Origin of the sequence: Pseudokineococcus sp. 1T1Z-3, from assembly GCF_037482365.1 — a bacterium.
Lineage (GTDB): Bacteria > Actinomycetota > Actinomycetes > Actinomycetales > Quadrisphaeraceae > Pseudokineococcus.
Genome location: NZ_JBBHZF010000020.1, coordinates 47,641 through 62,763, shown reverse-complemented (window position 1 = coordinate 62,763; position 15,123 = coordinate 47,641). Strand labels below are relative to the sequence as shown.

The 15,123-nt window shown below is 76.5% G+C and carries 13 protein-coding genes and 1 riboswitch; of the genes, 7 read left to right on the top strand and 6 right to left on the bottom strand.

What is annotated here, in order from left to right; genetic code table 11:
* From WDV86_RS07305 to metX, 3 genes are all read left to right on the top strand, one after another.
* A complete protein-coding gene (locus tag WDV86_RS07305) occupies positions 1-420 on the top strand; it encodes a YkvA family protein (RefSeq protein ID WP_339566951.1) in 420 nt (139 codons plus the stop codon).
* Positions 421-540: 120 nt separating this feature from the next.
* On the top strand, positions 541-1,986 hold the full coding sequence (locus tag WDV86_RS07300; RefSeq protein WP_339566950.1) for a DUF4192 domain-containing protein: 1,446 nt from the start codon (positions 541-543) through the stop codon (positions 1,984-1,986).
* Positions 1,987-2,072: 86 nt separating this feature from the next.
* Positions 2,073-2,184, top strand: a riboswitch (SAM riboswitch).
* Between the two features lie 96 nt (positions 2,185-2,280).
* Positions 2,281-3,495, top strand: a complete 1,215-nt coding sequence (metX, locus tag WDV86_RS07295) for a homoserine O-acetyltransferase MetX (RefSeq protein WP_445262982.1) — start codon at positions 2,281-2,283, stop codon at positions 3,493-3,495.
* A 210-nt stretch (positions 3,496-3,705) separates the two neighbouring features.
* On the opposite strand, the gene WDV86_RS07290 is transcribed toward metX, so the two are convergent.
* Entirely contained in the window at positions 3,706-4,260 is a 555-nt protein-coding gene (locus tag WDV86_RS07290; protein WP_339566948.1) for an NUDIX hydrolase, read from the bottom strand.
* 181 nt (positions 4,261-4,441) lie between these two features.
* Here WDV86_RS07290 and WDV86_RS07285 point away from each other — a divergent pair, with 181 nt between their 5' ends.
* The 3 genes from WDV86_RS07285 to WDV86_RS07275 all read left to right on the top strand — a co-directional run bounded on the left by WDV86_RS07285 (position 4,442) and on the right by WDV86_RS07275 (position 8,134).
* Positions 4,442-4,852, top strand: coding sequence for a universal stress protein (locus WDV86_RS07285; protein ID WP_339566947.1), 411 nt, complete (start codon positions 4,442-4,444; stop codon positions 4,850-4,852).
* 323 nt (positions 4,853-5,175) lie between these two features.
* Complete coding sequence (locus tag WDV86_RS07280) at positions 5,176-6,783, top strand: RNA polymerase sigma factor (RefSeq protein ID WP_339566946.1); 1,608 nt, start codon at positions 5,176-5,178, stop codon at positions 6,781-6,783.
* A 388-nt stretch (positions 6,784-7,171) separates the two neighbouring features.
* Positions 7,172-8,134, top strand: coding sequence for an excalibur calcium-binding domain-containing protein (locus WDV86_RS07275; protein WP_339566945.1), 963 nt, complete (start codon positions 7,172-7,174; stop codon positions 8,132-8,134).
* 69 nt (positions 8,135-8,203) lie between these two features.
* Here WDV86_RS07275 and WDV86_RS07270 read toward each other — a convergent pair whose 3' ends face one another.
* From WDV86_RS07270 to WDV86_RS07260, 3 genes are all read right to left on the bottom strand, one after another.
* Positions 8,204-8,623 carry a hypothetical protein gene (locus tag WDV86_RS07270; protein WP_339566944.1) on the bottom strand — a complete coding sequence of 140 codons (420 nt, stop codon included), beginning with the start codon at positions 8,621-8,623 and terminating at the stop codon, positions 8,204-8,206.
* Positions 8,620-9,126, bottom strand: coding sequence for a DUF456 domain-containing protein (locus WDV86_RS07265; RefSeq protein ID WP_339566943.1), 507 nt, complete (start codon positions 9,124-9,126; stop codon positions 8,620-8,622). Before WDV86_RS07265 ends, WDV86_RS07270 begins: the two co-directional genes overlap by 4 nt.
* 141 nt (positions 9,127-9,267) lie before the next feature.
* A complete protein-coding gene (locus WDV86_RS07260; protein ID WP_339566942.1) occupies positions 9,268-9,468 on the bottom strand; it encodes a DUF7455 domain-containing protein in 201 nt (66 codons plus the stop codon).
* 327 nt (positions 9,469-9,795) lie between these two features.
* Here WDV86_RS07260 and WDV86_RS07255 point away from each other — a divergent pair, with 327 nt between their 5' ends.
* The gene (locus tag WDV86_RS07255; protein ID WP_445262981.1) at positions 9,796-11,871 is read left to right on the top strand and encodes a DNA gyrase/topoisomerase IV subunit B; all 2,076 of its coding nucleotides are present in this window, start codon (positions 9,796-9,798) and stop codon (positions 11,869-11,871) included.
* Between the two features lie 51 nt (positions 11,872-11,922).
* Here the strand turns inward: WDV86_RS07255 and WDV86_RS07250 are convergent, their stop codons facing one another.
* Both WDV86_RS07250 and WDV86_RS07245 read right to left on the bottom strand, forming a co-directional pair.
* Positions 11,923-12,552 carry a GyrI-like domain-containing protein gene (locus WDV86_RS07250; protein WP_339566940.1) on the bottom strand — a complete coding sequence of 210 codons (630 nt, stop codon included), beginning with the start codon at positions 12,550-12,552 and terminating at the stop codon, positions 11,923-11,925.
* Between the two features lie 207 nt (positions 12,553-12,759).
* Positions 12,760-15,078: a putative bifunctional diguanylate cyclase/phosphodiesterase gene (locus tag WDV86_RS07245; RefSeq protein WP_339566939.1), complete on the bottom strand. Its 2,319-nt coding sequence runs from the start codon at positions 15,076-15,078 to the stop codon at positions 12,760-12,762.
* Between the last annotated feature and the right edge of the window lie 45 nt (positions 15,079-15,123).

The window sequence follows — 15,123 nt, the reverse complement described above, 5'->3', positions numbered from 1 at the left end:
GTGACCGCTCGCACCCACTCCGCCGGCGCCTTCCGCGCCCTGGCCGCCGCCTTCCTGCGCTCGCGCCGGGCAGGCGACCCCGGGATCTGGGAGCAGGTCTCCGCCCTGCCGCGGCTCGTCGCCGCGACGCTGCGGGGGCGGTACCCGGGCACGACCGTCCAGAGGCTGGGGCTCATGGCGCTCGCGGTCGCCTACGTCGTGTCCCCGGTCGACCTCGTGCCCGAGGGGCTGCTGCTCATGGCCGGGTTCGCCGACGACGCGCTCGTCCTCGCGTGGCTGGCCGGCGCGGTCCTCGAGGAGACCAACGCCTTCCTACGCTGGGAGGGCGAGGGCGAGGGCGCGGCCGTCGACGACGACGCCCGCGCGGCCTCCTCCGGCGCCCGCCGCGGCGAGACCGTCGAGGGGCACGTCGTCGTCTGACGCGCCGCCGGGCGACGCCTCGCAGTGGCCCGTCGTCCACAGGGGCGTCGGTCGGGCCCGCAGGCGGGCTGCCTGTGGACGACGCCGCCGGGCCTGACCACCGGGTGCACGCTCCGGCGCATGAGCACCCCAGAGCGGCCCGCCGCCCCGTCCGACCGCCCGCGCAGCACCGCCCCCCGAGGGCCGTACGTCCCGGGGTCCCGCCGTCGCGGGCGCGGCGCACCGCCTGGTCCCCGCAGCGCCGGCCGGCGTCCGGCGGAGGCGCAGGCCGAGCCCCTGCTCGTCCGCAGCGGCGACCCGCGCGACCTGCTGGCCCTGGTCCCGCACCAGCTGGGCTTCCACCCCTCCCGCAGCCTCGTGCTCGTGAGCCTGCGCGGGCCGCGCCGGCGCGTCGGGCTCGTGGCCCGCGTCGACCTGCCCGCGTCGGTGCAGGCCGTCGCCCGGCTCGACCGCGAGGTCGAGGACCTGCTGGCCGTGGCGGCCCTGGAGCAGCAGGCCGCCGCCCACCTCGACCTCGTGGTGACCTCGACGGTGGGGCACATGGTCGCCGACGGCGCGCAGGAGGTCGTCGCCGTCCTCTACGACGACCAGGGCCCGCCCGGGGACCCCTGGCTCGACCCGCGCGACGCGGGGACCCCCGACCTCCTCCAGGCGCTCCTCGAGCTCCGCTGCCGGGAGGCCGGCGTCGGTCTGCGCGAGTCCTGGTGGGTCGACGGGCGGTGCTACCGCAGCCTGGCCTGCCGCAAGGGGTGCTGCCCGCCGGAGGGGGCGCCGCTCGCCGAGGTCCTCGGCAGCCGGGTCGCCGCCGAGATGGTCGTCGCGGGCTCGGCCCCGCTGACCACGCGCGAGGACCTCTTCGCAGACCTCGTGCCCGTGTCCTCGGCGGCGCAGGAGGAGGCCCGGCGTGGCGTCGCCGCCGAGCGGGCGCGGCAGCGCCGCAGCGGTCAGGACGAGCAGCGGTCGGCCCGGGTGCGCGTCGAGGCGTGGCAGGCCCTCCAGCGCGCCGTCGCGGTCGAGCGGGGGGCGGCCGAGGCGGCACGAGCCCTGCCCGTGGGGCCCGACGGGCCGGCGCCCGACGCGGACCTGCCCGCGGGGGAGCGGCACGACCCCGTCCTGCTGGGCCGTCTGGCCGCGAGCCTGCGGGACCCCCGGCTCCGCGACGCCCTGCTCGTGTCGTGCCTCGACGAGGCCGGCGACGTGCCGGGGCTGCTGCTGCGCGGGCTCGACGACGCCGGTCGGTCCGCGGCGCTCATGGAGCAGGTGGTCGGCGCGGCCGACCAGGCCCGCGAGCCGGTCCCCGCGCTGGTCGACCCCGTCGACGCGCTCCTGGCTGCCGTCGTGCGGCACGTGCCCGGCCCCGACGGCGCCGAGGCTCTGGGCGCCCTCGCGTGGTCGGCCTGGTTCGCCGGTGACGGCGCGCGGGCCGTGCACTGCGCGCAGCGGTCGGTCGAGGTCGCTCCAGCCTCCTCGATGGGCCAGCTCGTGCTCGACGTCCTTGACGCCGGGGCGACGCCCGCGTGGGTCCGCGCCCGCCGTGAGGAGGACCAGCGCCCGCCGTGCGGCTGACGTCCCGCGGTGAGCGGCAGCGGCGCCCGCGCCGGGCGAGGGACGCGCCTTGAGGACCCGCAGCCGGGGCAGGTACCGTCGGCCCAGGTCATGAGTCCCAGCGCCAAGCCCCGGCTCGCTGGGCGGCAACCCTCCTCCGCGGTGGGGTGCCCCGGGTGATGACCGGGCCCGTCGGTCGTCGGCGGGCAAGCGCGGGCCGGCGTCGCACGGCCCCTCGACCAGGAGGTCGCCGTGGCCAGCACCCTCTCCGTCGTCCCGGCCGTGACGCCCGTGCCGCCGGCGCGCACCGCCGCCGTGCCTGCCGCCCCGGGCGGGCAGGCGGCGGCGGCACCCGCGGCCTCGCCCCAGCCGCCGCCCCCCGCGAGCGCGGCCTGGCGCCCGGGCGACCCGGTGGGCGAGCGGCGCAGCGTGCTCGTCGGCGACCTCGTCCTGGAGTCCGGCGCGGTGCTGCCCGGCGTCGAGATGGCCTACGAGGTCTGGGGCCGACCCGACGCCGACGGGGCCAACGTCGTCCTGGTCTGCCACGCGCTCACCGGTGACAGCCACGTCGTCGGACCGGCGGGGGAGGGCCACCCCACGCCCGGCTGGTGGGAGGGGCTCGTCGGTCCCGGGCTCGCGCTGGACACCGACCGGTGGTGCGTGCTGGCGCCCAACGCCCTCGGCGGGTGCCGCGGCAGCACCGGCCCGGCGTCACCGGCCCCGGACGGGCGGCCCTGGGGCAGCCGCTTCCCGGCGCTGACCGTCCGGGACCAGGTGGCCGCCGAGGAGGCGCTCGCCGACGCCCTCGGGGTGGCCTCCTTCGCGCTCGTCCTCGGGGGCTCGATGGGGGGGATGCGGGCGCTGGAGTGGGCGGTCTGCGCGCCCGACCGCGTGCGCCGGCTGCTCGTCCTGGCCTCCTGCGCGGAGGCCAGCGCCGACCAGATCGCCTGGGCGGCGGCCCAGCTCGCGGCGATCGAGGGGGACCCGCGCTACGCCGGCGGGGACTACCACGACGCGCCCGACGGGCTCGGGCCCCACCACGGCCTGGGCGTCGCCCGCCGGATCGCCCACACCACCTACCGCAGCGCGCAGGAGGTCGACGCCCGCTTCGGCCGGCGGGCGCAGGCCGGCGAGGACGTCGCGCGTGGCGGACGCTTCGCCGTGGAGTCCTACCTGGACCACCACGCCGACAAGCTCGTGCGCCGCTTCGACGCCGGCAGCTACGTCGTGCTCACCCGCGCCATGAACGGCCACGACGTGGGGCGCGGCCGGGGCGGGAGGACGGCGGCGCTCGCCCGCGTGACGGCGACGACGCTGGTGGCCGCCGTCACCTCCGACCGGCTCTACCCCGTGGCGGGCAGCGAGGTGCTGGCTGCCGACCTCCCCGCCGCCGGGCCCGTGCGTCTCATCGAGTCCGGCGCCGGGCACGACGGCTTCCTCGTCGAGGTGGACGCCGTCGGCGCGCTGGTGGCCGAGCTGCTCGACCGGCCCGGCGGGCCGGGCCGGGAGGGCGGCACCACCCGGCTCTGACGCCGTTCCCCCGCTCTTCCGGTGCCCGGCTCCTGGTGCCCGGCNTCCTGGTGCCCGGTTCCTGGTGCCCGGTTCCTGGTGCCCGGATCCTGGTGCCCGGTGCAGGAGGTGGGGCCGAGGCGGCCCGGAGACCATCTCCCGCGCGCCCCGGTCGGGTGGCCCCCGGGCCCGTCCTTGGGCTGCCCGGCCCGTCCCGGCAGGACGTCCTCCTCAGGCCCGTCCCGGGCAGGCGTGGTCGACCCACTCGCGCAGCAGCGGCCACGAGTCGGCGAGCCCGGGGTGCAGCGGCAGCCCGTCGACGTCGGCGAGGTCCACCCAGCGCACCTCCTCGGACTCCGGGGTCGCCGCGTGCGGCCGTTGCGGCGGCGCACCGGCGCGCAGCCGCCCGAGCACGACCGTGTAGCGCCAGGTCCCCAGGTCGGCGGTGACGCGCTGGCCGAGGACCTCCACCGCGTCGGGCGCCACCCCGGTCTCCTCGTGGGCCTCCCGCAGCGCCCCGGCGACGGCGTCCTCGTGGCTGTCGACGGCACCGCCGGGCATGCCCCACGTGCCCCCGAGGTGGGTCCAGCCCGCGCGCAGCTGCAGGAGCACCCGGCGGCCGCTGGTCGCCGCGGCCGACCCGAGGTCGACGGGGGCCTCGCTGACGCCGCCGGGCTCGCGCCGCCGGCCGTCGGGGCCCGCGAGCAGCAGGAGCCCGGCGGCGCCGAAGCGGCCCCAGCGACGCTCGCCGGAGGGTCCGAGCACCCACCCGTCGCCGTCGCCCACCTCGGGCACGGTACGGGTCGGCGTGCTGCGGCTGGGCGCGGCAGGTCCGGTGCTCGCCGGCGGCGGGCGCGCCGAGCGGGCAGGACGAGCCGTGTCGACGGGGGGTGCGAGGAGAGGTGTCGGGTAGCGTCCGCGGCGCCCGCGGCGGTCTGGCCCCGGGTGTCGGCGGCGAGGAGAGCTCATGACCGTGGTCGTCGGGTACGTCCCGACCCGGGAGGGCCGGGCGGCTCTGACGGCGGGCCTGGCCGAGGCGGCGCGCTGCGCCGAGCGCGTGGTCGTCCTCGACAACCGCCGCGCCGACCCCGACGACCCGCAGCCGCAGGCCACCAGCGCCCGGGCCCTGGAGGAGCTGCGGCCCGAGGTCGAGCAGGCGCTGGGCCCCGGCGGCCCCGGGTACGACCTGAGGGCCCTCTCGCCGGGTGCGGAGCCCTCCGACGACCTCCTCGCCGTGGCGGCCGACGAGCGAGCCCGTCTCGTCGTCATCGGGCTGCGTCGCCGGACGCCCGTCGGCAAGCTCATCCTCGGCTCGGGCGCGCAGAAGATCCTCTTCGACGCCCCGTGCCCCGTGCTCGCCGTCAAGCCCACGCCCTGACCCTCCTCCTCGCCGCGCACCCCCTGGCCCACCCGGTCGCGCCCCGGACGGGCCAGGGCCGTCCGGGGCGCCCGCAGGGCGTGCCATGATGGGGACTTGCGCACCACCCATGTCGTCGTGCCCGAAAACATCGCCCGGCCCGGGCATGAACGGCGGCGTCCGCTCGTTGACCGAGGTGGCTCAGCGGGGCCTGGCGCCGTCGGCCCCGCGCCTGAACCACCGATCCACCGCGGCCCCACCCCGCACCTGGACGGCTCGCGCCGTCGCCGACCGGTCGCGCCACCGGTCCGGCCCCGCTCGTCCACCTCGACGGAAGGCAGTCAGTGTCGTCGGCTCCCAGCCCCACCAGCACCCCCGTCCAGCAGCTCCCCGCCGAGTTCGCCCACCCGCAGCTGCAGGACCTGCTCACCGCGGGCCGCTCGACGGGCACCGTGACGGCGAGCAGCCTCCGCTCGGCGTGCGAGAGCGCTGACGTCCCGATGACGCGCATGAAGGCCGTGCTGCGCGCCCTCGACGAGGCGTCGGTCACCGTCGTCGTCGACGACCCCCAGCCGACCGCCCCCGCTCGGGCGCGGGCCCCCAAGCGGACCGCGGCCGCGACGCGGACCCGCTCGGCGGCGACGGCGGTCGTCGAGGAGACGCAGCCCGCCGAGGGCGACGGGTCGCCCGCCCCCGCGAAGAAGGCACCGGCGCGCACGGCCGCACGCAAGCCCGCCGCCCGCAAGACGACGGGGGCCGCGGCGAAGGGCGCGTCGGCGAAGAAGGCCGACGAGGGCGGCGAGGCGGGCGCCAAGGGCGCGACCACGGCCAAGGCCCGCAAGGCCGACCCGGGCACCGGGCCGACCGAGGTCGTCGCGGACGTCGTCGACACCCTCGCCGACGAGGACGCCGCCGCCCGTCCCACCGTGCGCGAGGCGGACGAGGCGGACGCGAAGGCCTCGCCCGAGGGCAAGGGTGACTCCTTCGTGCTGCGCGACGACGACGACGAGGACGCCCCGGCCGTCCAGGTCGTCACCGCCGGCGCCACGGCCGACCCGGTCAAGGACTACCTCAAGCAGATCGGCAAGGTGGCGCTCCTCAACGCCGAGCAGGAGGTCGAGCTCGCCAAGCGGATCGAGGCCGGCCTGTTCGCCGAGGAGCGCATGGGCTCGGGGGAGATCGACGACCCGAAGTACCACCGCGAGCTGCAGTGGATCGCCCACGACGGTCGCCGCGCGAAGAACCACCTGCTCGAGGCCAACCTGCGCCTCGTCGTCTCCCTCGCCAAGCGGTACACCGGCCGCGGGATGCTGTTCCTGGACCTCATCCAGGAGGGCAACCTCGGTCTGATCCGTGCGGTCGAGAAGTTCGACTACACCAAGGGCTACAAGTTCTCGACGTACGCGACGTGGTGGATCCGCCAGGCCATCACCCGCGCGATGGCCGACCAGGCGCGGACGATCCGCATCCCGGTCCACATGGTCGAGGTCATCAACAAGCTGGCCCGCGTCCAGCGCCAGATGCTCCAGGACCTGGGCCGTGAGCCCACGCCGGAGGAGCTGGCCAAGGAGCTGGACATGACGCCCGAGAAGGTCGTCGAGGTCCAGAAGTACGGCCGCGAGCCCATCTCGCTGTCCACGCCGCTGGGCGAGGACGGCGACAGCGAGTTCGGCGACCTGATCGAGGACTCCGAGGCCGTCGTCCCGGCCGACGCCGTGTCCTTCACGCTCCTGCAGGAGCAGCTGCACTCGGTGCTCGACACGCTCTCCGAGCGCGAGGCCGGCGTCGTCTCGATGCGCTTCGGCCTCACCGACGGGCAGCCGAAGACCCTCGACGAGATCGGCAAGGTCTACGGCGTCACGCGCGAGCGGATCCGCCAGATCGAGTCCAAGACGATGTCCAAGCTGCGTCACCCCTCCCGCAGCCAGGTGCTGCGCGACTACCTGGACTGACCGCCGCTCGGCTCGCAGCGGCAGGCGACGGCCCCGGCACCCTCGTGGTGCCGGGGCCGACGTGCGTGGACGAGCTGGTCGGCCCACCACCGACCGACCCCGCCGACCGATCTCACCGGGGTAGTACGACCGCGATGCCGGTGCTCGCCCTCAGTCACCACGGTCACACGATGGAGTGGTCGTGTGTGCCTTCCGGTGGCAGGTCTGCGCACAGTGGTCGGGGGACCAACGACGGTCTCCTCTGCCGGCGAGCGGAGCAGGACCTCACATGGGCAAGCGCTTCAACCCCCCACCCACCTGGCCCGAGCCTCCTGCGGGATGGTCCCCACCGAAGGGGTGGCGGCCGGACCCGTCGTGGCCGGCCCCACCGCCCGGATGGTCCCTCTGGGTGGACGACCAGACCTCCGGTGGCCCTCCCGCCGCTGGTCTGCTGCGCGGTGGGGCGACGCTCCTGGCCGCAGGTCTGCTCGGGCTCGGGGCGCTCCTCGCCCTCGCGGCCCTCGTGACGGGTGACCCGGGCGTCGCGGTCGTGCTCGTCGGCCTGGCCCTCCTGCCTGTCGCTGCGGTGACCGCCCTGGCTGGCGGGACGCAGCTGCCGGGACTGCGCAGCCGCAGGCGCGGCGGCGCCGCCGCCGCGGTCGCGGTGGCGCTCCTCCTGCTGGGGGGGACGGTGGTCGGTGCGGGGGAGCAGACCTCCGACGAGGAGGTCGCCGCCACGGGCACCCCGGCGGCCACGGCGCCGTCGGCTCCGACCCCGGCCACGGCGTCACCCCGGGCGACCCCGTCGGCCACCTCTCCTCCCTCGCCTGCCGAGAGCGCGGCCGCGACGACACCGGAGCCGAGCCCGGAGGCTGCCGGCGAGGAGGCTGTGCCGCCCGTCCCGGCCCAGGTGCCAGACGCGGGGCCGCAGGGCGAGCCGGCAGCACCGGGAGAGGCGGCGCCTGCGGCGGCCAGCGAGGCGAGGGGCGACCGCTTCAGCTGCTCGGACTTCGCCTCCCAGCCGGAGGCGCAGGCAGAGCTCGACCGGGACCCGGCGGACCCCTCCAGGCTCGACGGGGACGGTGACGGCATCGCCTGCGAGGCGCTGGGCGCCGGCACATCCCCTGCCGCCGCGCCCGAGCCGCCGGCTGCACCGGCCGCCGCGCCCGAGCCTCCGGCTGCACCGGCCGCCCCGCCCGAGCCTCCGGCGCCTGCCGACCAGCAGGGCGACGAGGCGGCGACCGACCCGCGCTTCGACTCCTGCACCGCGCTGCACCGGGCGGGGTACCGCGGTGAGTACGTCGCCGGGGTCGACGCGGAGTACGGCTGGTACCGCGACGGCGACTCCGACGGCGTCGTCTGCGAGCGGTAGGACCCACGGCTTCCCGGGTGCTGCGCAGCACCCCCGCCGCGCTCGCCGTCTCGCGTGCCCGCCGCGCCCTCAGGGGAGGCGGGTGCCCAGCCCGCCGAGCGGCGCGAGCGCAGCACCGGACTCCTCGCACACCCAGTGCGGGTCGGGGCCGAGGTCGGGCAGGACGTGGAGCACGTGCGGCTGCGTGCCGTCGTCGTGCCGCGCCGGGCAGGCGGGCCAGCGCACGCCGCGGTCGTCCAGGAGGGCTTCCTGGACGTCCTGGGCCACCTGCCCGGCGACGTGGTCGGCGCCGCCCGGCCAGGCGTCCAGCCACCAGCGGCGCTCGCGCACGCAGCCGTCGACGACGTCGACCAGCGGGGCGACGTCGAGGCCCTCGGCGGTGAGGTCGGCGACCACCCGGACCCGGGCGCTCAGCAGGGCCGGGTGGGTGGGGGAGGCGTCCGGGTTGCCCGGGCCAGAGCCGCCCGGGCCGGACCCGCCCGGGCTCACCGCAGCCACCACAGCACGGCGGAGAACCAGATCGTCGCCGAGACGAGGACGGCGGCCAGCTCGACGAGGAGGGCGACGCCGGCGGCGCGCAGCCCCGTCTTGGTGCTGGACCAGGCGGCGGCGTGGGTGGGCTGGCGGTAGCGCTCGGCGGCGTACAGGCCACCGAGGAAGCCCAGGACCAGCCCGAGCACAGGGACGACGAAGAAGCCGACGATGCCGACCAGCCCGGCGACGACCAACGAGCGGTTGGGCACGCCGGCGCGCTTGAGCGAGACGCCGGCGGTGAGGTACTCCAGCACCTGGCCGGTCACGAGCACCAGCAGGACACCCGCGAAGACCCACCACGCGGCGCCGCCGGTGACGACCGCCCAGACCAGCACCGCGGCGCCGACCAGGAGCCCGCCGGGCAGGACGGGCACGATCGTCCCGACGACACCCACGACGACCGCGATGCCGGTCAGCACGGTGACCGTGTCGGCGAAGCCGGCCATCACCTCAGCCACGGCACGTCGCCGCGAGGCGCCGGAGCCCGGAACGGGGCACGGACGGGGGCACGGACCGGAGGCCGGACGCACGACGGCCGCCGTCCCGGCAGGGGCGGCGGCCGTCGTGCAGCAGCCTGGAGCAGGGGCTGCTCACTCAGGTCAGGAGCCGGCGAGGCGCGCGGACTCGTCGCGGATGTCGGCGCCGGAGGCGCGCAGGCTCTCCTCGTGCGCGCGACCGTGGTGGTTGCAGAAGAGCAGCTCCCCGCCGGAGGGGAGCTTCACCATCAGGTAGGCCTGGGCGCCACAGCGGTCGCAGCGGTCGGCGGCGGTGAGGGTCTCAGGTGCCAGGGTCGAGGTCACGTCGTCCTTCCCAGGATCTCTCGGTGGTGCCGTCCTTCCACGTGGTCAACAGTGCACCACGGGCTGCCAGTTCCCCCATCGGCGACGCTCCCGTTCGCCACGGGAGAAAACGGCCGTCCGCCGCCGGCGTCGGCGACGCGTCACCCGGACGGCGCAACGGGCCCCGCGCCGGCTGTCGTCCGGGACGCTGCCGGGCCATCCCCCTAGCCTGGGGACGTGGCCCAGCAGACCTCCGCCCCCGGCCGACCGCCGTCCCCGCGCGCCGGGGCCCCGCGCGCAGGAGCAGAGGCCAGCCGCGACGACGCCTACACCGCCCGCCACCTCTCGGTGCTGGAGGGCCTGGAGGCCGTCCGCAAGCGCCCGGGCATGTACATCGGCTCGACCGACTCGCGCGGGCTCATGCACTGCCTGTGGGAGGTCATCGACAACTCCGTCGACGAGGCCCTCGGCGGGCACGCCAGCCGCATCGAGGTGGTGCTGCACGCCGACCGCTCGGTCGAGGTCCGCGACGACGGGCGCGGCATCCCCGTCGACGCCGAGCCGAAGACGGGGCTGTCCGGCGTCGAGGTCGTCTTCACCAAGCTGCACGCCGGCGGCAAGTTCGGCGGCGGGTCCTACGCCGCCTCCGGCGGCCTGCACGGCGTCGGCGCCTCCGTCGTCAACGCGCTCTCGGCGCGCCTGGACGTCGAGGTCGACCGCGGCGGGCGCACCCACGCCATGAGCTTCCGCCGCGGCGAGCCGGGCGTCTTCGACGACGGCGAGGCCGGCCCGCGCGTCGACGCGCCCTTCGCCCCCTTCACCGACTCCTCCCGCCTGCGGGTCAGCGGGCGCGCGCGCAAGGACGCCCCCACCGGCACGCGCATCCGGTACTGGGCCGACCCGCAGGTCTTCCTGCGCAAGGCGGCCTTCGCCTACGAGGAGCTGCTCGCCCGGGCCCGGCAGACGGCCTTCCTCGTGCCGGGGCTGCACCTGGTGCTCGTCGACGAGCGCGAGGGCGTCGACGGGCGGCGGGTCGAGGAGTTCCGCTTCGACGGCGGCATCACCGAGTTCGCCGAGCACCTGGCGACCGACGCGCCCGTCAGCGACGTCTGGCGGCTGCAGGGCAGCGGGCGCTTCACCGAGACGGTGCCGGTGCTCGACGCGCGGGGGCACCTGGAGCCCACCGAGGTCGAGCGCGAGTGCGTCGTCGACGTCGCCCTGCGGTGGGGCACCGGGTACGACACGACCGTCCGCAGCTTCGTCAACATCATCGCGACGCCTAAGGGCGGGACCCACGTCGCCGGCTTCGAGGCGGCGCTGCAGAAGGTGCTCAAGGCGGTCATCACCGACAACGCCCGGCGGCTGAAGGTCACCTTCTCCAGCAAGCCGGGCGGGGACAAGCTCGAGCGCGACGACGTCCTCGCGGGCCTGACGGCCGTGCTCACGGTGCGCCTCGCCGAGCCGCAGTTCGAGGGCCAGACCAAGGAGGTGCTCGGCACCGCCGCGGTGCGCGGCATCGTCAGCCGGGTCGTCGAGGGCGAGCTGGCCGCCCGGCTGCGGTCCACCCGGCGGGAGGACAAGGCGCAGTCCGCGGCGGTGCTCGACAAGGTCGTCGCGGAGATGAAGTCGCGCATCAGCGCGCGGCTGCACCGGGAGACCCAGCGGCGCAAGACCGCGCTGGAGAGCTCCTCGCTGCCGCCCAAGCTGAAGGACTGCCGCAGCAGCGACCCCGAGCACAGCGAGCTGTTCATCGTCGAGGGCGACAGCGCCCTCGGCACCGGGATGAGAGCCCGCCAGAGCGAGTACCAGGCGCTGCTGCCCATCCGCGGCAAGATCCTCAACGTCCAGAAGGCGTCGCTGGCCGACATGCTCGGCAACACCGAGTGCGCCGCCATCCTCCAGGTGGTCGGGGCAGGGTCGGGGCGCTCCTTCGACCTGGACGCTGCGCGCTACGGGCGGGTCATCGTCATGACCGACGCCGACGTCGACGGCGCGCACATCCGCACGCTGCTGCTCACGCTCTTCTTCCGGTACATGCGCCCGCTCGTCGAGGCGGGCCGGGTCTTCGCGGCCGTGCCGCCGCTGCACCGGGTCGAGGTGGTCGGCGCCGGGCGCCGACCGGCCGAGGTGGTCTACACCTACTCCGAGGCCGAGCTCGCCCGCACGCTGCGCGACCTGGAGAAGAAGGGGCGGCGCTGGAAGGACGGCATCCAGCGTTACAAGGGCCTCGGCGAGATGGACGCCGACCAGCTCGCCGAGACGACCATGGACCCCACCCGCCGCACCCTGCGGCGCGTGCGCATCGAGGACGCCGCGGCCGCCGAGCGGGTCTTCGAGCTGCTCATGGGCGGGGAGGTGGCGCCCCGGCGCGACTTCATCGTCGAGGGCGCCGCCGACCTCGACCGCGAGCGCATCGACGCCTGAGCCGGCGGCGCGAGCCCGCTCTCGCACCAGCGACCGGGCCCGCGCGCGGTGTCATCCGTCTGCGGGCCCCGGCTCGCGGCGGACGGGCTGGCGCAGGAGCGTGCGCAGCCTCTCCGGGGCGCACCGGCGTGGGTCGCCCAGGTAGATCTCGTGGTGGCGGCCGACCATCCGCAGGGACCGCCCCGGGATCACCTCGTCGTGCATCGTCGCCAGGAGGGGGCCCTCGTCGTCGTACGGGCCGACGTGCAGCGTCTGCACGGCCAGGCCCTCGACGAGGGTCTCCAGCCGGAGCCGCTCGAGGGCCGGCCCACGGCCCTGCCGCCGCACCGCGTCGACGGCCGTCACGACGTCGTCGGAGGTGAACCAGCTGGGCGTCATGACCATGACCGTCCACGACCACCGGCTCTTGTCGCGGGCGGCCGTGAAGGCGTGCATGTCCTCCGCCCACCACAGCGCCTCCAGCGGCATGACGGTGTGGTCGCGGCCTCGCTCCGTGCCGAGGCGCTTCAGCGCGTAGGCCACCGGGTAGACCGTCGCGAGGGCGTCCTCGTAGGCCCGTGAGGTGTTCGGGTCCCCCCGCCCGTCGACCATCACGTACTGCAGCGACGGCACCTCGACCACGTCGAAGCGTCCTCGTCGCGCGCGGTAGGTGCTGATCTCCCGCTTCAGGTCCACCGTCATGACGCCACCGGCCTCCTCGTCGGCGACGGGTGCGCTGGTCAGGGACCTGCGCCCGCCGAGCCCGCCCCCAGGCAGTGTGACGGCGACAGGACGTGGCTGGGTCCGACGCGGCTGGGTTCGAGGCAGCTGGGTCCGACGTCGCCGGGCTGGGCCTCCGCTGCCGGGGGCAGCCCGCGGGCCGCAGCGACGGAGCAGGACGGCGGCCGGTCAGCGCGGGGCGTCCCGCAGCACGCCGTGCGGCGCCGTCGCCTCCCCGAGCGGGCGCCGAGGCCGCGGCGGGACGGCGGCAGAGGGCTGGTGCGCCGGAGGGCCGAGCGCCTGCTCGGCGAAGTCCGCGGCCGGGAGCGGGCGGGAGAAGAGGTAGCCCTGGCCGTAGCGCACGCCGAGGGCGAGCAGGGCGTCGCGCTGCTCGGTGGTCTCGACGCCCTCGGCGAGCAGGTCCAGGCCCAGCGTGGAGGCCATGGCGACGATGCCGGCGACGAGACGGCGCTGGACGGGCGTCGTCACCGAGTCCACGACCGACTTGTCGAGCTTGAGCACCTCGACGGGGAAGCGGCGCAGGTAGGACAGCGAGGTGTAGCCGCGCCCGAAGTCGTCGAGGTGGACGGCGACACCGGCCTCGCGCAGCCGCCGCAGCGTCCTGCCCGCCGGTCCGTCGGCGGGCAGCTCCTCGTGCTCGGTGACCTCCAGGTGCAGCATGGCGGCGGGCACCCCCGCGAGCGCCAGGAGGTCGAGGACCCGGTCGTCGAGGCACGGGTCCAGCAGGCTCGAGGTCGTCAGGTTGACGCTGACCGGCAGGGTGGCCCGCCCCTCCGAGCGCCAGCGCGCGAGCTGGTGGAGCACCTGGCGCAGCACCGCGTCGTCGAGGGCGCTGTCGAGCGAGGCCGCCGAGACCAGGGGCAGGAAGGCGTCGGGGGGCAGCAGCCCGAGCTCGGGGTGCTGCCACCGCACGAGGGCCTCGGCGCCGACGGTCCGGTCCCCGGCCAGCTCCACCAGCGGCTGCTGGTGCACCACCAGCTGTCCGGCGTACCCGGGGACTGCCGGGTCGAGGAGCCGCTGCAGGTCCGTCGTGAGGCGGTGGCGGCGGAGCACGTCCTCCCGCATCTGCGGCGTGAAGGGGACGCAGCGGTCCCGACCGCCGGACTTGGCGAGCGACAGGGCGATGTCGGCGCGGGTCAGCAGCTCGTCCAGGTCGGCGCGGGGGTCGGCGTCGGCGAGCCCCAGGCTCACGCTGGTCGACATCTCGTGCTCCCCGAGGCCCACGGTGGGCCGGTTGACCCGCAGCACCTCCTCGGCGACGGCACGGGCCTGGCCCGCGCGGGCGAGGACGACGAACTCGTCGCCGCCGAGGCGGGCGACGACGCCCGCCGGTCCCACGACGGCCCGCAGCCGGTCGCCCACCCGTCGCAGCAACGCGTCCCCGACCGCGTGGCCGAAGGCGTCGTTGACCTTCGTCAGGCTGTCCAGGTCGACGAGGAGGAGGGCCCAGCCGCCGGGGCTCGACGAGGAGTCGAAGAGCCGTTCCAGTCCGCGGCGGTTGACGAGGTCCGTGAGCGGGTCGTGCTCGGCCGAGTGCTCGCCGCCGCGCATGGCGAGCGACGCCCGCACCAGGCACAGGACGGCCGCGAGCGACGCCCCCGCCAGCAGGACCTCCGTCGGCAGCCCGGTCGCGCCGCTGGCGCGCGCGACGGCCCACAGGGCGACGGGCACGGCCATGAGGGGCAGCAGCCCCAGCAGGGCGCCCGAGGGTGCCCTCCGACTTCTCGGCGAGGGCGGGCGGAAGACCTCGGTCATGCTCGGGTGCAGCGCTGCGGCCCCGAAGAGCAGGGCGGTGACCCCGAGCGCCTGGGCGGTGTCACCGGGCAGCGCGACGCGGCTGCCGTGGATGCCCGAGAGGAGGTCGAAGAGGATCGTCGTCACGCCCGCCGCGACCAGCAGGTGACCCGAGCGGGCCCGGACCCTGTGCGAGAAGACGAAGGCCAGCAGCAGCCCGAGGATGGCGACGTCGACCGCCAGCGACACCACGACCGTCGTGGCGCGGGCGGACCCGGTGGCCGCCGTGGCCACGGCCTGCGCGAGGACGAGGCCGACGACGACGACGACGACCGTGGCGTCCAGCACCCGGGTCGCTCGGGCGCGAGGCGGGCGCCGGGACCTGGCGCGACCCGGCCAGGGGAGCAGGGTGACGGCGACGACGAACGCGGCCAGCTGCGCCAGGGCGAGCAGGGCGACGCCGAGCGGGGGGACTCGACCCTCGACCTGGACGACGGTGATGGAGGTGGACCACGCCGTCAGGGACACCACGAGCGCCCACCACTGCCAGGCGTCCCGAGGTCGGTGCCAGAGGGTCCCCGCGACGAGGAGCGCGACGGTGGTCCACGCGGCGCCCACCACGGCGGCCGGGCGCACCGCGGGCACGGCGAGCAGGAGCAGCACCGCGGCGCCGGTGACGACGACCACGGCGGCGGCGCCGCGGGCCGACGCCCGGGGACCTGCTGCGCAGCCCTCGCCGCCGGAGATGGTCACGCCCTCTCATCGAGCGCCGGGGCACCTGGACGGAGGACCCCGGTG